The sequence below is a fragment of the Paraprevotella sp. genome (assembly GCF_986071375.1).
On sequence record NZ_CFQRNQ010000022.1, the window covers coordinates 17,912 to 42,360 of the forward strand.

General features: G+C 49.4%; 24 protein-coding genes and 1 tRNA gene. 19 read left to right on the plus strand and 6 right to left on the minus strand.

Annotated elements, in window-relative coordinates:
- The first annotated feature begins 27 nt into the window (after positions 1 to 27).
- The 6 genes from AC5RDV_RS11195 to AC5RDV_RS11220 all read left to right on the plus strand — a co-directional run bounded on the left by AC5RDV_RS11195 (position 28) and on the right by AC5RDV_RS11220 (position 9,570).
- On the plus strand, positions 28 to 1,335 hold the full coding sequence (locus AC5RDV_RS11195; RefSeq protein ID WP_282747064.1) for a hypothetical protein: 1,308 nt from the start codon (positions 28 to 30) through the stop codon (positions 1,333 to 1,335).
- A gap of 57 nt (positions 1,336 to 1,392) precedes the next feature.
- Positions 1,393 to 2,796, plus strand: coding sequence for a fimbrillin family protein (locus AC5RDV_RS11200; RefSeq protein ID WP_282747063.1), 1,404 nt, complete (start codon positions 1,393 to 1,395; stop codon positions 2,794 to 2,796).
- 18 nt (positions 2,797 to 2,814) lie between these two features.
- Positions 2,815 to 4,032, plus strand: a complete 1,218-nt coding sequence (locus AC5RDV_RS11205) for a fimbrillin family protein (protein WP_282747061.1) — start codon at positions 2,815 to 2,817, stop codon at positions 4,030 to 4,032.
- A 117-nt stretch (positions 4,033 to 4,149) separates the two neighbouring features.
- On the plus strand, positions 4,150 to 4,683 hold the full coding sequence (locus AC5RDV_RS11210) for a DUF3575 domain-containing protein (protein ID WP_130892622.1): 534 nt from the start codon (positions 4,150 to 4,152) through the stop codon (positions 4,681 to 4,683).
- Between the two features lie 21 nt (positions 4,684 to 4,704).
- Entirely contained in the window at positions 4,705 to 7,395 is a 2,691-nt protein-coding gene (locus AC5RDV_RS11215; protein ID WP_282747059.1) for a hypothetical protein, read from the plus strand.
- A 180-nt stretch (positions 7,396 to 7,575) separates the two neighbouring features.
- On the plus strand, positions 7,576 to 9,570 hold the full coding sequence (locus tag AC5RDV_RS11220) for a hypothetical protein (protein WP_008624856.1): 1,995 nt from the start codon (positions 7,576 to 7,578) through the stop codon (positions 9,568 to 9,570).
- Positions 9,571 to 9,661: 91 nt separating this feature from the next.
- On the opposite strand, the gene AC5RDV_RS11225 is transcribed toward AC5RDV_RS11220, so the two are convergent.
- Positions 9,662 to 10,354, minus strand: coding sequence for a hypothetical protein (locus tag AC5RDV_RS11225; RefSeq protein WP_302443755.1), 693 nt, complete (start codon positions 10,352 to 10,354; stop codon positions 9,662 to 9,664).
- 82 nt (positions 10,355 to 10,436) lie between these two features.
- Positions 10,437 to 10,510, minus strand: a tRNA-Thr gene (locus AC5RDV_RS11230).
- 284 nt (positions 10,511 to 10,794) lie between these two features.
- Here AC5RDV_RS11230 and AC5RDV_RS11235 point away from each other — a divergent pair.
- The 11 genes from AC5RDV_RS11235 (at position 10,795) to AC5RDV_RS11285 (ending at position 20,606) form a co-directional block, all read left to right on the plus strand.
- Positions 10,795 to 11,355, plus strand: a complete 561-nt coding sequence (locus tag AC5RDV_RS11235; protein WP_008624854.1) for a DUF4199 domain-containing protein — start codon at positions 10,795 to 10,797, stop codon at positions 11,353 to 11,355.
- A gap of 2 nt (positions 11,356 to 11,357) precedes the next feature.
- Positions 11,358 to 12,311 (plus strand): glycosyltransferase family 2 protein, encoded by a 954-nt coding sequence (locus AC5RDV_RS11240; protein ID WP_008624853.1) that lies wholly within the window; start codon positions 11,358 to 11,360, stop codon positions 12,309 to 12,311.
- Positions 12,312 to 12,329: 18 nt separating this feature from the next.
- A complete protein-coding gene (locus AC5RDV_RS11245) occupies positions 12,330 to 12,830 on the plus strand; it encodes a DUF6452 family protein (RefSeq protein WP_282747056.1) in 501 nt (166 codons plus the stop codon).
- Positions 12,787 to 13,488 carry a DUF6048 family protein gene (locus AC5RDV_RS11250; RefSeq protein WP_282747054.1) on the plus strand — a complete coding sequence of 234 codons (702 nt, stop codon included), beginning with the start codon at positions 12,787 to 12,789 and terminating at the stop codon, positions 13,486 to 13,488. The genes AC5RDV_RS11245 and AC5RDV_RS11250 overlap by 44 nt, the downstream gene beginning before the upstream one ends.
- 22 nt (positions 13,489 to 13,510) lie before the next feature.
- Positions 13,511 to 14,089 (plus strand): manganese efflux pump MntP, encoded by a 579-nt coding sequence (locus AC5RDV_RS11255; protein WP_282747053.1) that lies wholly within the window; start codon positions 13,511 to 13,513, stop codon positions 14,087 to 14,089.
- Positions 14,080 to 15,111: an FAD:protein FMN transferase gene (locus AC5RDV_RS11260; protein WP_008624839.1), complete on the plus strand. Its 1,032-nt coding sequence runs from the start codon at positions 14,080 to 14,082 to the stop codon at positions 15,109 to 15,111. The genes AC5RDV_RS11255 and AC5RDV_RS11260 overlap by 10 nt, the downstream gene beginning before the upstream one ends.
- 11 nt (positions 15,112 to 15,122) lie before the next feature.
- Positions 15,123 to 15,797: a Crp/Fnr family transcriptional regulator gene (locus AC5RDV_RS11265; protein WP_008624837.1), complete on the plus strand. Its 675-nt coding sequence runs from the start codon at positions 15,123 to 15,125 to the stop codon at positions 15,795 to 15,797.
- Between the two features lie 16 nt (positions 15,798 to 15,813).
- Positions 15,814 to 17,892: a M3 family metallopeptidase gene (locus tag AC5RDV_RS11270; RefSeq protein ID WP_282747049.1), complete on the plus strand. Its 2,079-nt coding sequence runs from the start codon at positions 15,814 to 15,816 to the stop codon at positions 17,890 to 17,892.
- Between the two features lie 8 nt (positions 17,893 to 17,900).
- The gene (locus AC5RDV_RS11275; protein WP_008624835.1) at positions 17,901 to 18,350 is read left to right on the plus strand and encodes a deoxycytidylate deaminase; all 450 of its coding nucleotides are present in this window, start codon (positions 17,901 to 17,903) and stop codon (positions 18,348 to 18,350) included.
- 13 nt (positions 18,351 to 18,363) lie between these two features.
- Positions 18,364 to 20,007, plus strand: a complete 1,644-nt coding sequence (locus AC5RDV_RS11280; RefSeq protein ID WP_008624834.1) for a S41 family peptidase — start codon at positions 18,364 to 18,366, stop codon at positions 20,005 to 20,007.
- 62 nt (positions 20,008 to 20,069) lie between these two features.
- Entirely contained in the window at positions 20,070 to 20,606 is a 537-nt protein-coding gene (locus AC5RDV_RS11285) for a 5-formyltetrahydrofolate cyclo-ligase (protein ID WP_130892615.1), read from the plus strand.
- A 7-nt stretch (positions 20,607 to 20,613) separates the two neighbouring features.
- Here AC5RDV_RS11285 and AC5RDV_RS11290 read toward each other — a convergent pair whose 3' ends face one another.
- Positions 20,614 to 20,904 (minus strand): DciA family protein, encoded by a 291-nt coding sequence (locus AC5RDV_RS11290; protein WP_008624832.1) that lies wholly within the window; start codon positions 20,902 to 20,904, stop codon positions 20,614 to 20,616.
- The gene (gene recF, locus AC5RDV_RS11295) at positions 20,901 to 21,998 is read right to left on the minus strand and encodes a DNA replication/repair protein RecF (protein ID WP_282747048.1); all 1,098 of its coding nucleotides are present in this window, start codon (positions 21,996 to 21,998) and stop codon (positions 20,901 to 20,903) included. Before recF ends, AC5RDV_RS11290 begins: the two co-directional genes overlap by 4 nt.
- 177 nt (positions 21,999 to 22,175) lie before the next feature.
- Here recF and AC5RDV_RS11300 point away from each other — a divergent pair, with 177 nt between their 5' ends.
- Together AC5RDV_RS11300 and ribH are read left to right on the plus strand one after the other, a co-directional pair.
- Complete coding sequence (locus AC5RDV_RS11300) at positions 22,176 to 22,853, plus strand: tetratricopeptide repeat protein (protein ID WP_008620179.1); 678 nt, start codon at positions 22,176 to 22,178, stop codon at positions 22,851 to 22,853.
- A gap of 22 nt (positions 22,854 to 22,875) precedes the next feature.
- A complete protein-coding gene (gene ribH / locus AC5RDV_RS11305; RefSeq protein WP_130892613.1) occupies positions 22,876 to 23,370 on the plus strand; it encodes a 6,7-dimethyl-8-ribityllumazine synthase in 495 nt (164 codons plus the stop codon).
- Between the two features lie 42 nt (positions 23,371 to 23,412).
- Here ribH and AC5RDV_RS11310 read toward each other — a convergent pair whose 3' ends face one another.
- On the minus strand, positions 23,413 to 23,880 hold the full coding sequence (locus AC5RDV_RS11310) for a type II toxin-antitoxin system VapC family toxin (protein WP_282747045.1): 468 nt from the start codon (positions 23,878 to 23,880) through the stop codon (positions 23,413 to 23,415).
- Between the two features lie 3 nt (positions 23,881 to 23,883).
- Positions 23,884 to 24,030 carry a hypothetical protein gene (locus tag AC5RDV_RS11315; protein WP_303177178.1) on the minus strand — a complete coding sequence of 49 codons (147 nt, stop codon included), beginning with the start codon at positions 24,028 to 24,030 and terminating at the stop codon, positions 23,884 to 23,886.
- Between the last annotated feature and the right edge of the window lie 419 nt (positions 24,031 to 24,449).

Consider the following 24,449-nt stretch of genomic DNA (forward strand, 5'->3'; position numbering starts at 1 on the left):
ATGAAGAGGAAAAGCAAACATACTGAAATGAAAAGATACATCGCAGGAATAGGTTTGTGCTGCGCACTCGCAGCCTGCAACGAGTCCTACCCCGGACTGTATGCGCCCGTCTACGACGCAGACAACCCGAACCCGGAAATGACAGCGGACAGCATCCCCGTCACCCTGTCGCTCACCGACCCGGCCTACGCTTTAGTGACGGGAAAACGGGGCCAAGGGTCTTTCGGCTTTTGGGACGACGAAGAGGAACGTGCCAAATGGATGGCAGCGGAGTTCGGCGTCTACGCATTCCTGACGCGCAACCATGTGTACGACGGCCCCTCAGACCTCACAGCCGACGAAACTTCCGTTGGGGGCGGTGCGCCCCTTTGCCTGGTAAACGACCGCAAAGCACGGATTTCAGCCGCCTGCGAACTGATATGGGCCGATGGCGAGCCGCCGTATTACAGCGCGGTTTACCCGGAGCATAAATACAATTTCTTCCTTTATTATAAAGGAGATGCAGAAGAATATGCCCCGGAACAACGGACACAAGGCAGCATCACCAAGTTCTTCCGGATTGACGGCACACAAGACCTGATGTCGGCATACGCCCGTCCCGGTACAGAAGATGCCGAAAGGCTGCCGGACAATGATGAAACCAAATATCTCATGAATCATGCCGGGGATTTGGTATACAGCACGAAAAGTGCCCGCCTGCATGTCGAACCTCATCTTCGCGTGAAGCACGAACTGGCACGGCTCAACTTCCTGGTACAAGCTTACGATACCCTGAAGCAACAAGGACGGGAAATACGCATACAGTCCGTCGCCTTGGTCATCCCCACGAGGGCGCAATTCACGGTAGCCGCCGACTGGGCCGGCGTTTCGCACGACTGGACGGACGAGACCAATGCGCCCCGGACGGGCATTTCATGGGAAGCGGAGTGCGACACGGTCTACGTACCCAACGAAAACACACCGACCGAATTCGGGGCGACACTGAAAAGGGAAAATGCCACGTTCGACCCGGAACCCGGCGTGAGCGACCCGGAAGAAGAGCCTGTCAAAATCGGCAAGCCACTGTTGGTTCCTCCCATAGACCGATTAGGGGTAATCATCTACTACCGCTTCCTCACGGCTAATCCGGAGGATAAGATTCCTTCGGGGTCCATTTTTATTGTCAATTACAGCAACTTACGGCTTGAAAGCGGATTCCAGGCCGGTAAAGAGCATGATGTACTGTTGAAAGTCTACGGCCCGCGCAAAATAGAACTGGCCGTGGACGGCAAGGGACTGGGATGGATTTCGGGAGGCGACATCACCGTCGGAGAAGAAGAGGAAGATACAAACTGACGCAATGCTGACACAATGCGTGTAATTAACATATTGTTTTACTAAAATTTTTATTTTATGAAAAAATTATTTTTTGCATCTGCTTTAGTAGCAGGCATGGGTATGTTGGGAAGTTGTTCCAACGACGACGTTGCCGTAACCAACGGCACGTCCGGTATAGGGATTGGCAACGGACTGGTGCCGGTAGAACTGGCCCTGAACGGCCCCTCTGTGTCGGTTGAAAAGCGTGGGATTGGTACCGTCGGCGACATTGAAGGACAAGAAGCCAATAAATGGATGGGAGAAAAGTTATACCTTCTGATGATGCAACGCTCCAAGTCTGACAAAAACCAGACTAATCCGTGGGGATTCACCACTTGGACTTATTTGAGTGCTGCCGAATCAGGTACTGACGACCCAAACATCGACGACCCTGACTATGACGGGGTAACAGAAGAGCATAAGGATCCGACAGCCACAATCGTCAATTTCCCCAACGTAAAAGTCACGGCTCCTACTGGTGCAACATCCGGGGCACTGTCATGGGCAGACGAGATGTCTCCCAAGTATTATCCCGACGGAGGCATACATGATTTCTTCGCTTATAACATCGACGATGCCGCAACGATTTACACTAATCCTGTTTGGAAAACGAATAAAACGGACGTAAGCGTGAATACAGATTTCATGGTACGTGACTCATTAGTGGATGGCGAAGCTAAGATGAAATATGTATGGTTCAAGATTGACGGTTCACAAGATTTGATGACAGGTGTAGCCACAAATGCAGGGGATGATGATGACGAGGGCAAGAACTTAGGCTTCTCCGCCCAAACGGCTCGTGCCGGTATCAAGCCTGCTATCAACATGCAACACTTGCTCACCCGTTTCACTTTCACCGTACAAGCCGCAGCAGAATCAGCCGTAGGCCTCAAAGTTACGAATATTGCGGTAAAATCCAAGACCACGGGTAAAATGATTGTGGCTTACGACTTGGCCGACGGAACATTCAAACCGGAGAACATGTTGGAATGGACGCTTCCTACCGGTAGCGAACCTGTCATAGAAGAACCTGTAAAACTATATTTGAAAAGCCGTACTACAGCCAACTCAGCTGTAACAGACCTCGAACCAGTCACAATCAATGAAGGTTCCGGTGAAGACCCTGACAAGACGTATGAAAAACAACCGATAGGCCATGCGTTGATGGTAGCTCCGGGAGAATCAGAATATACGATGTATATTACCATAGAACAGACATTCGAGGAAAATGATCCTGAACACGAAGCCGTAGGTGAAGTCACCTTGGAAAAGTCCATCGATTTGACCAAAGGTGGAACAGCATCAGGCGCAAAAGCCGACGCTGGTTCTTCTTATGCAGTCAATGTGAAGGTCTATGGCATGGCCAAGGTTGAAGTCGACGCCACGCTTACCGGTTGGAAGAACGGTGGTGACCTCGAAGTGGATACAAACGTCAACTAATAAACCCTACAGAGACAGATGAAGTTACATCATTATCTTTGGGCCGTGGCAGCAGCTTGCACGCTGCTGCCCGGCTGTTCCAACGAAAACCTGTCGGATTATGCGGCCGCCCCCGTATTCATACCCGGCAACAGCGAAGTGGAAATCCGCTTCGCCGCCCATTCGGATGACGTGTCCACTTCTGTGGACAAGCGGGCCACAGTGGACGATGACGGCAATCTGGACAAAATGGGAGTGTTCTGTCTCGCACGTGGAAAACAGGAGAAAAACGACGGCGCACCCGATATCTCGTGGTTCGCCCCTGAAGACAACTACGCTTCCTGCCTGATGAAAAACGTGAAAGCGAAGAAGGAAGGCAGCAACGTGTCGTGGGACGGGCACTACTTCTACCCCATCAGCCAATTCTACATGTATGAATTCTACGGCTACTATCCGTATGCAGAGGATACCCATATCACGTATGAAGCGTCGGCAGACGGAGACGGTTCCGGCGGCCCGCGCCATCGCGCCACAGTACATTATACGATAGACGGCACGCAGGACATTATCTGGGGGAGAGCCACGCTCCAAGACAAGTATGCTTACAGCGCACGCTACTTCCGGGAGAACGCGGACGCAGCCATGCCCTTAATCGGCTTGCAGCACATGCTGACACGTTTACAGTTCCAGGTGAAACCCGGAGCGGATCCGCTAAAAGAAGAATCCGTGTTTGAGGATGCCGACAAGATTTCCGTGAAGTCCATCAGAATCCTCGATACGCATTCCAAAGTTGACCTCATCGTGGCCGACTTGGAAAAACGTGAACCATGGGGAGAAGATCCGGACAAGAGGCTCACGCTAGCTGAAAGGATCAAGCCATCGGACGACAGCGCAAGGACAGATTTCACGCTCAAGGATGCACAAGACGGAGACTTGCAGCCTGTAGCCATCGGCACTACCTTGGGACAGGCCACGAGAGTGGGCGGCAGCCTGATGCTCTACCCGGAAAAGAAATACCGTCTTGAAATCACGCTGCACAAAAAGGGGGAAGCCCCAGAAGAAGGCTTCGACATCACTACGGAAGAATGGCTTACCGTAGGGCCTCCTTACGGTGCTTCCGACAGCGAGACCAACCTGTTCCGACAAGGAATCTCTTACATGGTGACCATCACGGTGAATGACATAGAAGAAGTGAAAGCGAATGCCAGCCTCACCGATTGGCAGGATTCCGTCAACGGCCCCTCCGTCGAGTTATGACATGCCCTCCCTTCTGGCATAAAAGCCCGACGGCACATCTTCCGGCCGCATGCCTTGCAACCGTGTGCGCCGGAAGATGTTTTGAATAAAAAAGAACAAACCAATCGAAAAGAACGAATGAAACGCCTTTTATCAACAATCATAACAGTAGCTGTAACAGCCGGACTGAAAGCGCAGCTATTGGCCCTGAAGACCGACGCACTATGGGATGGACTGATGACCCCCAACTTAAGCATGGAAATCGTTACGGGCAACAAGACCACTTTCGGCCTGTCCGTATTCGGCAACTACAAACCGTGGGGCATGGACATGAAAATGGCGGGTGCCATCCCCGAGTTCCGCTATTGGTTCGGCGGACGCCCCATGATGCGCGAATTCATCGGAGTGGCAGCCCTTGGCACGTCTTACGACATCACGTGGGGCAGCGAGACCTATAAGGGCGACGCCTGGGGTGGCGGACTGACTTTCGGCTACGCTTTCTTCCTCTCGCCCCATTGGAACATAGAATGTTACGGGAGTGTGGGTGCCGTCTACTACGACCACAAGCATTACTACCGCGACGACCATTATTCCGAAAACCGCCGCACAGCGCACGGCTATGCCTTCATCCCGTTTAAACTCGGCGTTTCCTTCGCCTATATCATCAAGTAAACCCGCAACTTGCATATCACCATGTATAAAACGAATTTCTATATGATTACACGCTACCTGCTGTTCCTGCTGTTCATCGTAGCGGTCCATATCCCCGCAGAAGCCCAGGTGAAGAACATCAATATCACGGTCCGACGCGCAGAAGACCTGAGCAGCAAGGATGCCGCCCCTTGGCCGGGTGTCATCGTATATGGCTTCTTCAATGCGAGCAAAGCCAACGCCTTCATGAAGAAATGCCAAGAGGAGGAAGCCAAGGGCATGACCTATGCCCCACAATCAGAATCGGAGTACGACGCTTTGGCTGAAACCGACCAAGACGGCTACTGCCTGATGCAGCTTCCACTGACAGGTTACATCGTCGTGAAACCATCGGGTTCTGACCCCGTAAAGCGGGAATTGCGAGGCATGATGGACATCAAAGTGACCTGCTTGGCTGCCAAGCAGATAGGCACGGTGACCAAAACCGCCAAACGCAAGCGGAAGAATGAACCGCAAATCCCCAACATGTGCGGTAACCGCATGGTGGTCGGCCCTTTCTACTATTACCTGTCGGCCGATGACACGGATGACAAATCACGCATCATCGTCAGCCCCGTGGTCAAGGCGATTCCCATCAGCGAAGAAGTGAACCTGGACGAGAATGAGGAAGAAAGCAACGGCGAGGTAGTGGGCCATCTGGTTCCTTTCGTGAAAGACGGCGAACAGTTTCAAAAAGGCAACTTGCGCCGTATGGGCTTCGACGAAACCCGCGACCCCTTATTCAAATACCGTGAAGGAACGTTCATGCATTCCCATGTGGAAGATTCCATGCTCATCCACTTCGTATTGGAACCCGTAGACCGCAATACGCGTTACCGGGTGGATGCCCTTCAGGCATACGGCATGAACTCCAACATCCCCTATCGGCAAGACAGTGTCTGCCTGAGCGAAGGCTATGTAAAAGATCCCATGCGCTTCTTGGATTACAGCCTCATCGAGCTTCCCATCAACCGCGAGCGCTATGCACGAAGAGGACGGGCAGAATTCAGCAAAGACCACGAAAAGCTCGATTTGAAATTCGTGGTAGGAGAAGCACGCCTCGACCCGACAGACACGTTGAACTTCAAACAAATGAACCAACTCAAAGACAACATGTCGCGCTATATGGGTGCCGATGCGGGCATCACCAGTGCGGTCATCCACGGGTCGGCCTCGCCCGAAGGCGGCAACGCCATCAATGCACGCCTCTGCCGCGAACGTGCGGAATACCTGCGCGGCGAATTGAGCCGTTTCCCTGCCTTGCAGGATGCCCGCCGCACGGGCGAAATCAAAACCACCCACAAGGTGGCCACATGGACTGATGTGGCGAACCTTTTGGAAGCCGACTCGCTAAAAGAAGAGGCTGCCAGCGTGCGAGCCGTACTCTCCACGACGAAAGACATGGGGCGGCAGGAAGCCGCCATCCGCAAACTGCCGTGTTGGAGCATCATTGAACAACAGTTCCTGCCCCAACTGCGCATCGTGGACATCGAATACCAATACTACACCAACCGCGTGAAGACACGTGAAGAGATATGGGAACTCTACCAGACCGACCCCGGATACCGCGCCGGGCAAAAACAAGTACCTTACGAGTTCTACGAACTACTCGGCATGATTAAAGACCCGAAGGAAAAGGAAACTATAGCCCGGGCCGCCTACACGTCGGTCAAAGACGAGGACGGCCTGCGCCAATGGCCATTGGCAGCCTACGAACTGGCCCGGTGTTACGCCCAACGCGGCGTGGCAGACACCAATCTGCTCAAACCTTACATCGACGTGCAACTAAATCTGGAATACCACAAACAAAAAATGGACGACTTCGGCAACGCAAGTTGGCAGGGATGGTACAACGACGAAGCCATCGTCACATCTCACATTAAGATGTTGGCCAATGCCGGTGCCTTCGCTTCGGCCTACCGCGTAGCGGAAATGCTCCTGCCTGACGGCAAACCGGAATATCGCAGACTGAAAATGTTCCTTCGCTGCCTGAACTGCGAATGGAACGACCCGGAGGTCATGGATACCGTATCAAACTCCTCATATTGGAACAAAATCGTCGTATTGGCGGCGCAGGAAGACCCCGGATGCTGGGGCACTGCGCTCTACATGTTGGAAGATGCCACACAAGTATCCCCCGCCGACCCGAGAGCCCTTTACCTCAAGGCACAGCTACGCTTCAACTTGGATGCTCCTAAACGCACCACGACGGGATACATGGACGACAATTTCATGTTCGATGAGTTTTTCGAACCATCGGCCGATGACCCCACGGTGAACAGTTTCGGGGACAAACGTATAGACTGGGGATTACCTATGGTACAATGCTGCCTGAAGGATGAGCGCAACCTGAAATACATGCTCAACGACGGTACATTCAACAAGGAATACCGCAAAGCGTTCAAAAAATACTGGAAAAAACTCAAAGCCGATCCGGAACAATGCCGCAAGATATTGACCGATTTGGAGAAGTCCGCAGCCCCCCAACAAGCAGCGCAGCCGGCAATCCCCGGAGATGCCGAAAATGGCGGCGCAACTACGGGGGAACAGGACATAGGGACAGGAGACGCACCCACAACCACCTCGTCTGCCGAAGCGGCATCCGGAACGGAAATCCAGACCAACAGTGCCGACACGGCCAGTCCGCCTGCCATACCGGTACAACAACCCGCCGCAACACCCATGGAGGAATGAAATGAATATGAAAAAGGCATTATAGGTTCAAGATGACATAAACGGTTGGTAAAGAATAAAATGGCATAAAACAAAGGCAAAACAATATAACGAATACAAAACATGATGATGTACGAAAAATATACAATAATATGCACATGCCTATGCCTGTGGTACATATCACCGGGACAGGCGCACACGATGGCGACAGCGGTACGGCCTGTTGTGGAAACACCCGACAGCACGGCGACATCCTCCACACCGGAAACAGCCGACACCACTGCGATACGGCCAACCACGGAAACACCAGTTTCCACGGCAGTATCCACCTCCTCCAAACCCAAATTGGACCACACCGTGGACTTCAACCCCTTAGACTACCTGTACTCAGACCGTTACGTGGAAAAAGGCGATACTTTCCGCAACCGTTTCCTTGACCACCTGTACGTAGGATTCACGACAGGCTTCTCGCAAGTAGCCCCAAAAGGCCAGCGGGCCATGAAGAACGGGATACCTTTCGGTGGCGTGGTTGGGTATGACTTCAACCGGCTACATGGCCTACGCGCCACGCTATTGCATACGAACTACGACATGAAGGACGGCAATGGTACCGTGAAACAATGGGAAGCCGATATAGACTATGTATTTCATCTGTCCGATTACCTTTATGGCTACGACAAACGACGCATATTCCGCATCTCTCCGACTCTCGGCGTGGGCTATATACATTCCGTTTTCCAAGAGGAGCGCGCTTCCATTTTTAAAGGACAGGCAGGTATAAACGTCGGTATAGGTCTCGGACGCAACGCCAAGTTCTTCATAGAACCGTTCTTTTCCGCACTGACCGACCAAGCCGACCATTCCGGCCATACGAACGTGTCAAAGTATGACATACAATACGGTGTGAAAACCGGCCTGACGGTCAATATGGATAATACCAATGACTTTTATAACAGCGAGGTGGTCTATACACGTGGATTTTTCTACGAACTGGCACAAGGTGTGACTTTTTATGACAGCGACGATTTGGGCTTCTTCAAAACGACCGGCACGGGCTACAAGATTTCCGTGGGCCGGTGGTTCGACCCCATCGTGGGACTCCGCCTCTCGGCCACGGCTTCCGAATATTATTGGAGCTACAACACCACGGCATCCACCGAAGCCCGCCCCTCCTACGAGACACGTTACAAGGGCAGCATGTTTGCCGGACGGCTCGAAGGATTGGTCAATCCTCTCAACTTCTTCCCCTATTGGCGACAAGTACGCCATCCGTTTGAGATGAACATCGCCGTGGGAGGCGAATACGGTTGGCTGACCAAATACATCCCGGGAACGGATAACGGCCTGAAATGCAACTACGCCGGTTTCACAGGTGCCGCCACTTTCCTGTACAGCATGGACAAAGAAACTTCTTTTTTCGTGGAGCCCCGTGTGGTGGTGGCCAACTTCCGCGAACCATACGTGAATGTGGATCGCGAAGCATCCTTCACCGAAACTTCGGCCTCCATATCGCTCGGCGTGCGCGTCTGTGCAGCCAACCGGAAAGAACGCGCCTCGTGGCCCCCTTACATCTTCGAGCCACGCCTGTTCTCCGGCGTACAAGTAGGAGGGCTAAAACACATGCGTTCGGTGAACACCGTGGGCGACTTCGCCCTGAACTACTCGGGACAGTTCTACGTGGGCTACCACCTCGGGCCTTACGTCTCACTCAAGGCTGCCATAGAGTATGAAACCCTCAACGAAAACAAGTATGGGAGTTATGTGGTGGATTTCATGGGCGTGGAAAAACAATTCACCGCACTATGGCAATACCGCTACAACCTGCTGAACATCAAACTGGCCTATATGCTTAATTTATCCAATGTCTACCAAAAATATGACTTAAACCGGAAGTTCAACCTCTTTGTGGAAGGCGGTGCCTTGTACAGCAAGTGCATGTCGGACAATGCCCGGATATACAGCGGCGAACTCGAAGTGGGTTCCTCCCCCCGTCCTCTGTCCGCCGCGAACCCTGGCGGAGCACCTGCATTGTTGCTCGGTGCCGTGGCGCAATACCGTATCAACGACCAATGGAGCCTGCTACTCGAACCGGAAGTCCATTATTACTTGAAAAACGGTTTCATCGGTGGTGAAGTATTGTCACCGTTCAATGACATAGTGGCCAAGGTTAGTCTCGGCACAAGCTACACATTTTAATAATTGTTTCTAACAGAAAAGAATATCCGTGAGGTTATCATTCATAAATTACATAATAAAAGACATCCCTTGGGTGGATGTCTTTATTTTTTCACGATATGCTCTTCATGACCCTACAGAAACTCTCGAACGAAGCATCGAGGCATCCCAATTGATAAGGAGCAAGATGCAAGGAGAAGGTACCCTTCACCGGCGTCAAGTCGAAATACAGCTTGGCCACGCTGGCCAGATTGAACGACAAGGCATCGCCTTTTTTCATCAGGAATTGGCAACAACGCACCAGAAGATCGCGTTCATGCTCCAACTGACGCATACACTGGAATAATAAATAATAACAGGCCATTCCTCTGCCCTGCAACAAATATTGCACACGTTCGTGCGACGTATCTACATGAAGGCTTCCGAATAAATAAGACAATTCCTCCGTATCTTCCCCGAAGACCTCCACCATAAACCGGATGAATTTGGCACGGTCCAATTCCGTCCCGGCATCGTTCAGGAACTTCGCTACCGGTACATAGCCGTCTTGCCGCAATGTAAAACCGGATTTTTGCTTCCGAAGGGGAACGGACTTGAGCAAAGTCACCAGAAAAGCTTTGGAATTACGCACCAACAGGAAACGAAACGCTTCCCAAAACACCGTATCCGAGACACGAGGCATGATTTGCATGCTGATGATTTCACCGGCCATACGGAACTCGCGATGGGACAAGCCGTCCAGATACACAGCCAATCCGTCCCAATCGCCCGACTCGAAACAGGATTCAAGACGTGCTAAAATCAACGGATTATAATATTTTCCATACGCCATAAGCCCGATAAAATAAAAAGGCGAAACTTTTCCGGTTTCGCCTTTGTGCTTTTTGAGCCTCTTGTCGGATTCGAACCAACGACCCCGAGATTACAAATCACGTGCTCTGGCCAACTGAGCTAAAGAGGCGGGTGGGAAAGCTTACTGCATCGCGCTGCTACAACCAACTACCCTTGCTGCGATCAAGCCCTGGGGGATTCGAAGGGAGCTAGCCGTACAGGACTTTCCCGTTTGCGGTTGCAAAGGTAGGAACTTTTTCTTTCCGTTCCAAACATTGGTATATACTTTTTTAATGCATTCCTGAAATAAAACTCATTTTCAACCGCTTAGATTTTACAAAAATAAAGAAGTTTAGTTCGCCGTATTCCGCTAATTTTTCGTATTTTTGCACGCTAAATGTAATATATGTCATAATGAATGCAATAAGCTACAAGCAACTCCGTGCTTTTGCCGCCCAATACGGTGCCGTAGTGGGCCTGATGTGGATTGTCAGTTTTGCTTTTTATATTATCGGGTTGACCCGTCCGCTCGTAGGCAACGTGGGTCTCATCATCGGATTGTTGTCCGTGGTGACAGCCGGTTTCCTGATACGGAAATTCAGAGGTGAAGTGTTTCCCCTTCGTTTCGGCCAGTCGTGGTGGATGGCGACGCTGATTTTCATGTATGCCTCCTTGCTCATGGCGGTGGCCCAATTTGTTTATTTCCGCTACATCGACAACGGATTGCTCCTCCAGACTTATTCCACCATCATGCAACAGCCCGAGGCTGTAGCTATGATGCAAAGCATGATGCCGGGAGAGGACGTGGCCGAAGTCAGCCGCCAAGTCATAGACCTGCTTAAAAGTATCTCTCCCATACAACTGACTTTCGAATTCTTAGTATATAATCTCATGTTCGGCTTCCTGCTAGCCATCCCCACCGCGTGGATCGGATTAAGCGGAAAGAGCCGTACGACTCACAGTCAAAACCGATAAATATGGATATTTCAGTCGTAATACCCCTCTTCAATGAAGAAGAATCCATTCCGGAATTATATTCATGGATTGAACGCGTAATGAACGCACACGGCTTCACATACGAAGTCATTTTCGTCAATGACGGCAGCACCGACCGTTCTTGGCAACTGATTGAAGATTTGCAGGAAAAGCACAGTTGCGTGAAAGGCATCAAATTCCGCCGCAACTACGGAAAAAGCCCGGCCTTGTATTGCGGCTTCAAGAAAGCGGAGGGTGACGTGGTCATCACCATGGATGCCGACCTTCAGGACTCCCCCGACGAGATTCCGGAGCTTTACCGCATGATCGTGACGGACGGATTCGACTTGGTGTCGGGGTACAAGCAAAAACGATATGACCCGTTGTCCAAAACCATCCCTACCAAACTGTTCAACGCCACCGCCCGCAAGGTCAGCGGCATCAAAAACCTGCACGATTTCAACTGCGGATTGAAAGCTTACCGCAAGGAAGTCGTGAAAAGCATTGAGGTCTATGGGGAAATGCACCGTTATATCCCTTATCTGGCCAAGAACGCCGGTTTCGACAAAATCGGGGAAAAGGTGGTGCACCATCAGGCACGCAAGTACGGCAAGACCAAATTCGGCGGCCTGAACCGCTTCTTCAACGGTTATCTGGATCTGATTTCCCTTTGGTTCCTATCCAAATTCGGGGTCAAACCGATGCACATCTTCGGCTTTTTAGGTTCTATCATGTTCATTTTGGGTTTCATTGCCACAGGGGTTATCGGCGTGAACAAGCTGTATGACATGTATTGCGGCAACGACTACCGTTTGATTACCGACTCACCCTACTTCTACATCGCGCTCACTACGATGATACTGGGTACGCAACTTTTCCTGACCGGCTTCTTGGGAGAACTCATCAGCCGCAATTCGCCAGAACGCAACAATTACTTGATTGAAAAAGAAATATAAAGATTACATCTTTTGAAGATGAAGAAACTAAAAGGTATAACCCTCACGTTGGTTTGCATCAGCATTTTCATTGCTGCCGTTTCCTGCGAATCTACCGACTGCCCGATAAACAATGTCGTTTACAGTACGTATGGATTCTATGCCGCCACGGATGAAGGGGAAAGCAAAATCCAAGTGTTGGACACACTGACGGTCACGGCTGCCGGAACGGATTCCATTTTGATTAACCGCCTGGTACGAGGAAGCGAAGTGGAACTTCCGGTAAGTTACAGTGCCGCAACCGACACGCTTATCTTCCACTTCACCGATACGGTGGGCCGTACGCGGAGGGACACCATTTGGATTGACAAAGAAAACATTCCGCATTACGAATCCCCTACTTGTCCGGCTTCGATGTTCCACCATGTGACCGCCGTCCGTTGGACCCGACTGCTTGTAGACTCCGTTTCAATTGTAAATCCGAATATCAATTATAATGTATCCGAGAATTTTAAAATATATTTCCGTAACGGTAATTAGCCTACCTCTCCCTTTCGCTTCCTACGCTCAACAAACCGACAACAAGGAGCCTCAGGAAACCGTAGAAGACCTGACGAAAAAGGAAGCACCCATATTCGGAGGAGTGGCCCTGTCAGGCGACCTTGTAGGTGTCATTATGAAATCCCTCAATTCGGATTATTCGCAAATGGAAGTGGCCGCACATTTGAATTTCAAGGAGAAATATTTTCCGGTTTTTGAATTGGGATATGGGGAAAGTAACTGCGAGGGTGAGGAAACAGGCAATACTTACAAAACCAAGGCACCTTATTTCCGCATCGGTATGGACTACAACTTTACTAAAAAGTGGTACACTGGCAACCGGTTGTATTTAGGCTTACGTTATGCTTTCACGTCTTTCAAATACGATATAAGTTCCCCGGGATTCGCCGATCCGGTGTGGGGAAACGAAGTCCCGTTCGTGTTCAACGGGCTTTCGGCCAATTCCCATTGGGGAGAAATCGTGTTCGGCATAGAAACACGGATATGGAAAATTTTCCACTTAGGATGGAACGTACGCTATAAAATCCGCATGAGCCACAGCGAAGCCCCGCAAGGTTCTCCGTGGTATGTGCCTGGTTTCGGCAAATACGGCAATTCATGTATCGGTGGAACATTCAATATCATATTCGACATTTAAACCCTGGCAAAAACATGCAAACATGTACATCACAGAAGCTATACTAATAGGATTGGCACTCGCCATGGATTGCTTTGCCGTAAGCATCACTTCAGGTGCTATTGTCAAGCACATCGTCTTGCGCCCAATGTTGGCCATGATCCTTTCGTTCGGCCTCTTTCAGGGTGCAATGGTATTGGCCGGTTGGTATGTCAGCACACTCTTCAGCCGTTTTCTGGCTCCCATAGACCATTGGATTGCTTTCGGATTGCTCTCTGCCGTCGGTATCCAGATGGTTCGGGAAGGCTTCGGGAAAAAAGAGGAAACCAAGTTCGACCCGCTAAGCTATAAAGTCATCCTTACACTGGCCGTAGCCACAAGCATAGATGCCATGGCCGTAGGAGTTTCCATGGCTTTTATGCCAATAGGTAGCAGTTGGGACACCATCGCAATGCCAACCGTCCTCATTGCCGCCATTTCGTCAGCCCTTACCATAGCCGGGTTGGGAACAGGCATATTCATCGGACGCAAGATACCATGCTCCATGGCATCCGCCGGAGGTCTTATCCTGATAGGTATCGGTATTAAAATCATTGTAGAACATTTAGGTTTATGCTCATGAACGATAAAAGAAAAAAACTACGTTGGCAACTGCCATTTCTCATCCTGTTGGTTATCGGCACGATATATGCCATACGCAGCCCACACTCCAATATTCCTTTCCAACGGGAAGAAGGAGCAGTTTTCGGCACGTTTTACCACGTAACCTACCAATGCGATTCCAGTCTGCAAAAGGAAATTGAAGCCGAATTACGAAAAGTGGATGTTTCCCTCTCCCCTTTTAATAAAGAATCGGTCATCAGCCGAATCAACCGGAATGAGGAGGTTACCCCGGACAGCATGTTCGTCCACGTATTCCAACTGGCCAAAACCATCAGCAAACATACCGACGGTGCATTCGACATCACCGTCGCCCCGCTAGTCAATGCCTGGGGATTCGGCTTCAAAAACGGACAGAATCTCACTCCGTCACAAATCGACAGTATCCTTTCGTTCGTCGGATTTGAAAAAGTGGCTTTGGAAAACGGAAAGGTCGTGAAACAGGATTCTCGGGTAATACTGGATTGCAGTGCCATTGCCAAAGGATACGGCAGTGATGCGGTAGCCCGCCTGTTCGACCGTAAAGGCATCCGGAACTACATGATTGAAATCGGAGGGGAAATCGTGGTGAAAGGACTCAGTCCCAAAGAGCAAAAATGGAAAGTGGGCATCAATAAGCCCATAGACGATTCATTGAATGTCAACAATGAAATCCAAACCATACTGAACGTCACGGACCTCGGTATCGCGACTTCGGGAAATTACCGTAACTTCTACTACAAAAATGGAAAAAAGTATGCACATACCATAGACCCGCACACAGGTTATCCTGTGCAGCACTCCATCCTGTCGTCCACCGTAGTGGCCAAAGACTGCGCCACCGCCGACGCATACGCTACGGCATTTATGGTCATGGGATTGGAACAGGCTAAAAAGATATTGCAGTCCACTCCCGACATACAAGCTTACCTTATCTATGCGGACGAGAAAGGGAAGAACCAAGTGTACACAACTCCGGCCCTCCAAACGATGATGGACCGATAAAACAGACATATATGGAAAACTTTACATTGGACACTTTGACCGCCCTGCCATTGTTTCAAGGCATCGGAAAAAGTGAATTGGCACAATTTTCCACGTCTGTCCCTCACCGGATTGTCCAATATGCCGAAGGAGAGAACCTGGCTGAACAAGACCACCCTTGCCGACAGTTGATACTGGCATTCCGGGGCACCATCGAAATGCGTACCCGGTCGGACAACAACCGCTTCGCATTCTACGAACGGCTACAATCGCCAGTAGCCCTGCAACCGGAAGCCCTGTACGGCATTACTCCACACTACACGCATACTTATACGGCACAGACAGACATACGCGCCCTGATCATTCCCAAAGACGGAGTGACCTTGTTATTCAGTCGTTTCGAGGTATTCCGGCTTAACATGATCAACCTCTTGTCCTCCTATATTTACCGTCAGGGAAGATGGCTGTGGCATAACCTTTCAGGGAATACGGAGAAACGTATCGTCAATTTCATTCACTCCCGTAGTGTATACCCTGCCGGGGAGAAAATTTTGGAAATCAGCATGGAAGACCTCGGATTACAAATCAATGAGCCACGCATGAATGTGTCACGTGCCCTGAACCGTTTACAGAAAGAAAACTTAGTCTTATTAAAAAGAAGGAAAATTATCATACCAGCCTTGGAGAAATTGATCCAGGCCTTCTAAAAATACAAATATCGACATGGACATCATACAAGAAAACAAAACCGAAGAAAGGAAAAATCCGTTTTTCAGCTCTTCCTATGGAACGCCTCACGACACGGCACCTTTCGACCAAATACACCTCGAAGATTTCGAACCGGCTTTCATGGAAGGCATACGGCAAGATGACGAACTGACGGACACCATCATCCAAAATCCGGAACCTCCCACGTTCGACAATACCATATCATTCAGCGTCCCCGACAACCTGCTGAGCCGGGTGAGCAATGTGTTCTTCAACCTGTTGAGTACGGAGACCAACGACGAGATGGACGAGTTGGCACAAAAAATGTCACCGATATTGACGGAACATGCCAACAACATCCTGCTGAACGAGAAACTGTTCGCCCGGATAAAGGCCGTGCATGAAAGCCACCGTGAATTGACGCCTGAAGAACAAATGCTTCTGGACAAGAGCTACGACGGCTTCATACGCAACGGGGCTAACCTTACGGCCGAGGATAAAGAAAAGTTCCGCACGCTCAGCAAGGAACTGAGCCAGTTGACTTTGCAATTCTCACAGAACAACCTGAAAGAGACCAATAATTTCCAACTCCACCTGACTGACGAAAAGGATTTGGCAGGTCTTCCGGAATCTGCTGTCGAAGCTGCCGCATTGGCAGCCAAGGAAAAGGATTTGGAGGGATGGGTGTTCACCCTGCACGCCCCGAGCTACAATCCGTTCATGACCTACGCCGACAATCGGGAACTCCGCCGGAAAATGTATATGGCACGGAATACCATCTGCACGCACGACAACGAATACAACAACCTTGAAATCGTCAAGCGTATCGTCAACCTGCGACGCGAACGGGCACAACTGTTGGGCTACCCCACCTACGCCGACTTCGTATTGAAAAAACGTATGGCGGAAAACAGCCGGAATGTTTACCAACTGTTGAACGACTTGTTGGAAGCTTACCTGCCCACGGCACGGGAAGAAGTGAAAGAAGTGGAGAGAAAGGGCCGCGAAAAAGAAGGAGAAGACTTCGTGCTGCAACCTTGGGATTTCGGTTATTATGCCCATAAACTGCAATTAGAGAAGTACAATCTGGATGCGGAAATGCTACGCCCGTACTTCGAACTGTCACGCGTCAAACAAGGTATCTTCGGACTGGCTTCCCGCCTGTACGGCATCACATTCAAGGAAAATGCCGACATTCCGGTATACCATCCGGACGTGACGGCATACGAAGTGTTCGACAAAGACGGAACTTTCCTGGCCGTATTGTACACGGATTTCCATCCCCGGAAAGGTAAACAGAGCGGTGCCTGGATGACCTCCTACAAAGACCAATGGATAGATGAAGACGGCACCAACCATCGTCCCCATGTGTCCGTCACCATGAATTTGACCAAACCGACAGAGAGCAAACCGGCCTTACTCACTTTAGGAGAAGTAGAAACATTCCTGCATGAATTCGGACATGCCCTACACGGCATATTCGCCAATACGCGCTTCGAAAGTCTCAGCGGTACGAGTGTCTATTGGGATTTTGTGGAACTTCCGTCACAAATTATGGAAAATTTTGCCGTAGAACGCGATTTTTTAAATACCTTTGCCCAACACTACCTGACGGGTGAACCGCTTCCGGAAGAACTTATCGACCGGATTATCAAAAGCCGCAATTTCAACACGGCTTACGCTTGTATCCGACAGGTCAGTTTCGCTCTGTTGGACATGGCTTATTACACGCAGGACAAACCTTTCGAGGAAGACGTGCTTTCGTTTGAAAAACGCGCGTGGGAAGCGGCACAGTTGTTGCCGCAACCTGAAGAGGCCTGTATGAGCGTACAGTTCGGACATATCATGTCCGGAGGCTATGCAGCCGGATATTACAGTTACAAATGGGCGGAAGTCCTGGACGCTGACGCATTCTCCCTGTTCAAGGAAAAAGGTATATTCAACCGGGAAGTGGCACAAAGTTTCCGCGACAATATCTTGTCGAAGGGAGGCACGGAACCTCCTATGGCATTATATAAACGATTCCGCGGACAAGCTCCCACCATAGATGCTCTGTTAAAACGAAACGGTATCAACCCCATAAACAAAGCTTGAGAGAAAAAATGAAAACTCCGGAAGAAAAAAAGCATGAACTGGACCTGCGCTATTTGCGTATGGCTCGGATATGGGCAGAAAACAGCTATTGTGAACGACGCAAAGTAGGAGCCCTCATCGTGAAAGACAAAATGATTATTTCCGATGGCTACAATGGTACACCGGCCGGATTCGAAAACGTGTGCGAAGATGAAAACCACCTGACCAAACCTTACGTGCTGCATGCAGAAGCCAACGCCATCACCAAGATCGCACGGTCTGGGAACAACAGCGAAGGAGCTACCCTGTACGTCACAGACGCTCCCTGCATCGAATGCTCCAAGCTTATCATACAGTCCGGCATCAAGAAGGTCTTCTATGCCCGGCAATACCGGCTGACAGACGGCATCGACCTGCTTCAAAGAGCCGGTATAGAAGTACACTACCTACCATTGGAGACTCAGACTGAAGAACTTTAAAAAACATGTATTTATGAATCAGAATAGTTCATCGCGATTTACACCTATCCTATTGGCGTTATGCCTTGTGGCAGGAATATTGATAGGAACGTTCTATGCCAACCATTTCTCGGGAAACCGGCTGAACATCATCAATACGAACAGTAACAAGGTGAACGACCTGCTGCGTATCATCGACGACCAATATGTAGACACGGTCAATATGACCGACCTCGTGGAAAAAGCCATGCCCCGCATATTGGCGGAACTGGACCCGCACTCGGCTTACACCACAGCCAAGGAAACAGAAGCGGCAATGGAAAGCCTGAAAGGCAGTTTTTCCGGCATCGGCGTGTCTTTCACCAAACAAAACGACACAGCGCGCATCATCAGTGTCATCAAAGGCGGCCCATCTGAAAAGGTAGGATTGCTGGCAGGAGACCGTATTGTCAATGTGGACGGAAAAGACATTACAGGAAAAGACATCACAGCCGAAGACTGCATGAAACTCATGAAAGGCAAGAAAGCCTCCAAAGTCAAATTAGGCATCCGGCGTACGGGTGAAAAGGAGACACTTTACTATACCATCACACGAGGCGACATCCCGGTACACAGCATAGAAGCCACTTACATGCTCACCCCCGAAACCGGATATGTCAAAATCAAAAGTTTCAGCGAAACGACCTACCCCGAACTCTTGGTATCCTTGGCTGAATTAAACCAGAAAGGGTTTAAGAACCTGGTCATCGACTTGCGGGACAACACCGGGGGCATTATGCAGACCGCCATACAAATGGCCAACATATTCCTGCCCAAGAACCGTTTGATTCTCTACACGGAAGGACGCAAATTCCCACGTGAAGAATACAAAAGCGACGGGCGCGGAGCTTTCCCCAATCTGCCTCTGACAGTATTGGTCAACGAGGGATCGGCATCGGCCAGCGAAATTTTTGCAGGAGCCATACAAGACAATGACCGGGGAACCATCATAGGCCGCCGTACGTATGGCAAAGGATTGGTACAACAACCCATCGAATTCCGGGACGGAAGCATGATACGCCTGACCATCGCACGGTATTATACACCTTCTGGACGGTGCATCCAAAAGCCTTACGTAAAAGGACACGGAGAAGAATACGAGAATGACCTTATGGAACGTTACGAACGAGGGGAATTTTTCTCTCAAGACAGCATCAAACAAAAAGGCCCGCAGTTCAAGACCCGCTTGGGACGCACCGTTTACGGCAGTGGAGGCATCATGCCGGACATCTTTGTTCCGGAAGATACAGCAGACATAACCTCATACTATAAGGAAGCGTGGATAAGCGGACTAATACATCAATATGCATTTAACTTTGCCGACAGCCATCGTCCGGAATTGAATGAAATAGATACTAATGAGGAACTCGTCCGCTACTTAGACCAACAAAACGTAGTCCGCAAGTTTGCCGATTTTGCACAACAACGGGGACTTCGCAAAAGAAACCTGATGCTTTACAAGTCACGCAAACTTTTCAGAAGAAGCCTTTATGCCTCCATCATCAACAACGTGAAGGAAACAGAACAATTCTACGAATTCGTCAACAGTGATGACCCGGCAGTTGAACGTGCCATCAAGGTTCTGGAAGAAGGAAAAGCTTTTCCGGAAGCCCCACAGAAAACTGTAACCTCCCAATAATATAGAGACTTATTGGAAAAACTATGGCATTTGATGATGCCGTAGTTTTTCCAAAATTAATTATGCTTATGGATAAAAAAGAATTAAGGGCATCAATGACCCGAAATAAGAAAGAAACTTCCCGGGCGGCCATACTCGACCTTTCCGGCCCGATTTTGAGACGTTTGGCTGTACATCCGCGATTCATCGCTGCACGAACGGTTTTACTCTACCATTCATTGCCGGACGAAGTGGATACACAAGACTTCGTACGTTATTGGAGCTTGCGCAAATGCATCCTGCTTCCCACCGTAAAAGGTAAAGAAATCGAGTTGCACCGTTATGCAGCTGAAGACCGGCTCGAAGAGGGGCCTTTCGGCATCCAAGAATCCACCGGCGAGGTCTTTACCGACTACGCCTCTATTGATTTAGCCATTATCCCGGGAGTGGCTTTTGATGCAAAAGGAAACCGCTTGGGACGCGGACAAGGCTTTTACGACCGTTTGCTGACGCGGTTGCAACATTACGATATATATAAAATAGGTGTTTGCTTCGATTTCCAACGGGTAGAACATGTTCCTACCGAACCCCATGACATCCCCATGGACGAGATTCTTTGAATCGTTGTCAACGGAACACAATATTCTGAATGACTTGCGCTCCCACATACTCATTCAGTTTGCGTACCAATGCTTCCCTACCCATCATTAGGTTAGCCCTGAGGGCCGGTGACTTGAGATGGACGTATAACACTTGATTTTTCACGAAAACATCCCCTGTATACCGGGCAATAGCCTGCCCCATCACTTCGGACCAAGCTGCCGCCATCCGGGTCTCATTCAACGGTGTCTCCAACCCTTCCTGCCGGAGATATTGCCGGATGATGTCGCCTATGCATTCCGCCTTGTTCCGTCTCATGCCTTGATTTCTCCGTTTTCCACATAAAAGAGCTTGTAGTCTTCGTCCGTCTTCTCCAAAATACGATCCAGATGGTCTCGATTGGTATCCGTCACGAAGATTTGCCCGAACTGTTCGCCGGAAACCAATTTGACAATCTGCTCCACGCGGTCAGCATCCAACTTGTCGAAAATATCGTCCAACAACAATAAAGGAGTAGTACGGCTTCCCGTACGGCGCAAGAAATCAAACTGCGCCAACTTCAAAGCAATCAAATAGGTTTTGTTCTGCCCCTGAGAACCCTCCCGCTTTATAGGGAACTCTCCCAAGGTCATCTCCAAATCATCCTTATGGACACCATGCAGGGAATACCCCATAATCCGGTCCTTGGCACGGTCGCGACGAATGACTTCCAACAAATCCCCACGTTGGCCATGAGAAATGTAACGCAGCCCCACATGTTCTTTTCCACGGGAAATCCGCGTATAGAAATCCTGAAAGACCGGAACGAATTCCTCCACGTAAGCCTTTCGCTTCTCGTATATCTTCTCCCCTTCCTGAGCCATCATTTCTTCCCATAGCCCTATAAGGGCTTCATCGGGTTCCTCCTCCTGTTTCAACAACACGTTCCTCTGTTGCAAAGCCCTGTTGTAACGCACTAATGCATCGAGATATTCATGGTCATATTGCACGATTACCATGTCCATAAAGCGTCGCCGCTCCTCACTCCCCCCCGAAATCAAATCGGCATCGGCCGGAGAAACGAGCACTACCGGCACCAATCCGATATGCTCCGACAATCTTTTATACTCTTTCTTATTACGCTTAAAACGCTTTTTCTGTTTGCGTTTCAAACCGCAATATACCTCTTCCGGCTCTCCCGACTCATGCTCATACTCTCCCTGCAACATGAAGAAGTCCTCACCGTGCCGGATATTTTGGGAATCTACGGAATGGGTTGCGCTCTTACAAAAGGAAAGAAAATACACAGCATCCAACAAATTGGTCTTTCCTTCACCATTATGTCCGATGAAACAATTCATCTTCGGAGAGAAGGCCAACTCGGCCTGCGCTATGTTCTTATAATTCAAGACAGAAATTTTTTTCAGTATCATCCGTAGGTTTTCCCGTTAAATCACCCTGCAAAATTAAGGTTTATCCCCCGAATCCTAAAAATAATAGGCTATAAATTTCATCAAACGGGAGAATTTCGCTACTTTTGCTCCGCTTTATTCCCGTACCATGCACTATGGGACGAAAAACAGGAAATAATAATAAAACCATCAAATAAAATGACGAACAAAAAGACACAGCATGATTCACTCAACGTGGAACAGACTTTGATTTCTTCCGAGGCTTTCATCGACAAATACAAGAAGCCTATTATGTACGTTTTCATCGCCATCGTCGTATTGGTAGGCGGATACTTCCTCTATCGGAGTTTCGTAAGCGAACCGCGCGAGGCCAAAGCCAATGAACTGATGTTCAAAGGGCAGCAATATTTTGCTTCGGACAATTACGAAAAGGCGTTGAACGGTGACGGACAAGGCTTTCCCGGTTTCTTGAAAATCGCCAACGACTACGGAAGCACGAAAGCCGGCAATCTGGCACAACTCTATGCCGGATTAAGTTATGCCAAATTGGGTAAATATCAGGAAGCTGTTACCCGTCTGGAAGATTTCAAAAATTGCGGCGATGCCATGGTGTCTCCTGCTGCCATCGGTGCATTGGGCAACTGCTATGCAGAATTGGACCAATTAGACAAAGCGACTTCCACTTTATTGGAAGCAGCCAAGAAGGCGGACAACAACAGCCTCAGCCCCCTCTATCTGATTCAGGCCGGTGAGATTTTCGAATCGCAAGGAAAGAAAGACAAGGCTTTGGAATGCTACAAAGAAATCAAGACCAAGTATGTGAACTCCATGCAGTATGCCGAAATCGACAAATACATCGAACGTGTAAGCGAATAAAGTCCTAAAGCAGAAAACGAACATGGCAACGAATTTACATAACTTGTCTGAATATGACCCCAAGTCCGTCCCCTCGGCCCAAGGCATGCGCTTCGGCATCGTGGTCAGCGAATGGAATCACCACATCACCGGCTCGTTGTTGGAAGGTGCGCAAACCACCTTGCTCAAACATGGAGTCAGTGAAGAAGATATTTTGGTCATGACCGTGCCGGGCAGTTTTGAATTGGTGTTCGGTGCCGCCCAAATGGCTAAAAGCGGCAAGGTGGATGCTGTGATAGCCATCGGTTGCGTGATTCGCGGCGACACTCCTCACTTCGATTACATCTGCGAGGGAGCAACCCAAGGATTAGCAGAATTGAACACGAATGGCGATGTACCCGTCATCTACGGACTGCTCACTTGCAACAACTTGCAACAAGCACAAGACCGTGCAGGAGGCATTTTGGGAAACAAAGGCGATGAATGTGCCGTAACAGCCATTAAAATGGTGGACTACAAAAGACGCATCAAGGGCTAAAAAGCCATAACTTATATGAACGGCGGCCGTAATCTCTTAGGATTACGGCCGCCGTTCATATTTACGAGCACCATTATGAAACAAAGGATACTTCTTGTTGAAAATCAAGTCAAGTCCTTGGCTACGATAGAACCAAAAGCGTGTATCGCTCGATATGAGCGGCAAATGTTCGGTGATGGCGTGGGCGATGATTACGTGGTCGGAAGGGTCTTTATGCCCTTGCGCCTCGTTGGTTTCCAAGTGGGCATAAGTCATCATGTGCTCCTTTTTCAAAGGTAGTATCTTGACATAAAACTCATCTTCAATGGCCGCCACCATTTCTTCCGCCGATTTCCAACGTTTGGAGCACAATCCCTTGTTGCGGTAGGCCACAACAAGTTCACGCACCGATTCCGCACTGATGTAAATCAGAGTGTCCGGCTCTTGTAAAAGTGCGGCTACGTCTTTGCTCAACAGCTCCGTATCAAGTGCCAGATAGACAAAAATGTTGGTGTCGATAAGCACCCTCATACTTTACAACAAGAATGTAGGGTCGTTCACAATCAGACTACCTTTCAGTCTCATAGCCGCCTCCCACGTCTTATTTACTCTCTTCGGAGGATTTTTCCCGTCCGCTTCCAAGATTTCTTCCACCTTACTTTTTTTCTTCGTCGGTTCCATTGCTTTTTCAGTATTTTCTTCCATAGTTACTTTCCTTCCATGGTTACTACTATGGCAAAGATACAAAAAATATAAAAACAGAGAACAGTTACCCTGTTTTTTCGTTCGTTTCAGTTCTGCGCCAAATGATTTTTCATTCTCAGCCGAACGATTTTTCATTCTCCTGAGAATGATTTTCCGTTCTGTGGCAAACGATTTTCCGGTTGACGGAAGCCTCTCAAGCAGACAACGACAACATACAAACTCCCCTCCCCTACGTACAAGTATTTAAATGGGAAAAGGGTTCGCATCCTTCATACACACTGTAAACCAATCTGTTGCGGTGAAACCTCTTCGACAAGTGCCCTCACCTAACGTTCACGTCACGCAATATGTGCATGTTTATAATCCTTGAAACACAAACTGTTAAGGTGAAGGGG

What these genes read in the sequence shown, in the direction of transcription:
- AC5RDV_RS11195 (WP_282747064.1), top strand. Translation starts at nt 28, where the DNA reads ATGAAAAGATACATCGCAGGAATAGGTTTGTGCTGCGCACTCGCAGCC.
- AC5RDV_RS11200 (WP_282747063.1), top strand. Translation starts at nt 1,393, where the DNA reads ATGAAAAAATTATTTTTTGCATCTGCTTTAGTAGCAGGCATGGGTATG.
- AC5RDV_RS11205 (WP_282747061.1), top strand. Translation starts at nt 2,815, where the DNA reads ATGAAGTTACATCATTATCTTTGGGCCGTGGCAGCAGCTTGCACGCTG.
- AC5RDV_RS11210 (WP_130892622.1), top strand. Translation starts at nt 4,150, where the DNA reads ATGAAACGCCTTTTATCAACAATCATAACAGTAGCTGTAACAGCCGGA.
- AC5RDV_RS11215 (WP_282747059.1), top strand. Translation starts at nt 4,705, where the DNA reads ATGTATAAAACGAATTTCTATATGATTACACGCTACCTGCTGTTCCTG.
- AC5RDV_RS11220 (WP_008624856.1), top strand. Translation starts at nt 7,576, where the DNA reads ATGGCGACAGCGGTACGGCCTGTTGTGGAAACACCCGACAGCACGGCG.
- AC5RDV_RS11235 (WP_008624854.1), top strand. Translation starts at nt 10,795, where the DNA reads ATGAATGCAATAAGCTACAAGCAACTCCGTGCTTTTGCCGCCCAATAC.
- AC5RDV_RS11240 (WP_008624853.1), top strand. Translation starts at nt 11,358, where the DNA reads ATGGATATTTCAGTCGTAATACCCCTCTTCAATGAAGAAGAATCCATT.
- AC5RDV_RS11245 (WP_282747056.1), top strand. Translation starts at nt 12,330, where the DNA reads ATGAAGAAACTAAAAGGTATAACCCTCACGTTGGTTTGCATCAGCATT.
- AC5RDV_RS11250 (WP_282747054.1), top strand. Translation starts at nt 12,787, where the DNA reads ATGTATCCGAGAATTTTAAAATATATTTCCGTAACGGTAATTAGCCTA.
- AC5RDV_RS11255 (WP_282747053.1), top strand. Translation starts at nt 13,511, where the DNA reads ATGTACATCACAGAAGCTATACTAATAGGATTGGCACTCGCCATGGAT.
- AC5RDV_RS11260 (WP_008624839.1), top strand. Translation starts at nt 14,080, where the DNA reads ATGCTCATGAACGATAAAAGAAAAAAACTACGTTGGCAACTGCCATTT.
- AC5RDV_RS11265 (WP_008624837.1), top strand. Translation starts at nt 15,123, where the DNA reads ATGGAAAACTTTACATTGGACACTTTGACCGCCCTGCCATTGTTTCAA.
- AC5RDV_RS11270 (WP_282747049.1), top strand. Translation starts at nt 15,814, where the DNA reads ATGGACATCATACAAGAAAACAAAACCGAAGAAAGGAAAAATCCGTTT.
- AC5RDV_RS11275 (WP_008624835.1), top strand. Translation starts at nt 17,901, where the DNA reads ATGAAAACTCCGGAAGAAAAAAAGCATGAACTGGACCTGCGCTATTTG.
- AC5RDV_RS11280 (WP_008624834.1), top strand. Translation starts at nt 18,364, where the DNA reads ATGAATCAGAATAGTTCATCGCGATTTACACCTATCCTATTGGCGTTA.
- AC5RDV_RS11285 (WP_130892615.1), top strand. Translation starts at nt 20,070, where the DNA reads ATGCTTATGGATAAAAAAGAATTAAGGGCATCAATGACCCGAAATAAG.
- AC5RDV_RS11290 (WP_008624832.1), bottom strand. Translation starts at nt 20,904, where the DNA reads ATGAGACGGAACAAGGCGGAATGCATAGGCGACATCATCCGGCAATAT.
- recF (WP_282747048.1), bottom strand. Translation starts at nt 21,998, where the DNA reads ATGATACTGAAAAAAATTTCTGTCTTGAATTATAAGAACATAGCGCAG.
- AC5RDV_RS11300 (WP_008620179.1), top strand. Translation starts at nt 22,176, where the DNA reads ATGACGAACAAAAAGACACAGCATGATTCACTCAACGTGGAACAGACT.
- ribH (WP_130892613.1), top strand. Translation starts at nt 22,876, where the DNA reads ATGGCAACGAATTTACATAACTTGTCTGAATATGACCCCAAGTCCGTC.
- AC5RDV_RS11310 (WP_282747045.1), bottom strand. Translation starts at nt 23,880, where the DNA reads ATGAGGGTGCTTATCGACACCAACATTTTTGTCTATCTGGCACTTGAT.
- AC5RDV_RS11315 (WP_303177178.1), bottom strand. Translation starts at nt 24,030, where the DNA reads ATGGAACCGACGAAGAAAAAAAGTAAGGTGGAAGAAATCTTGGAAGCG.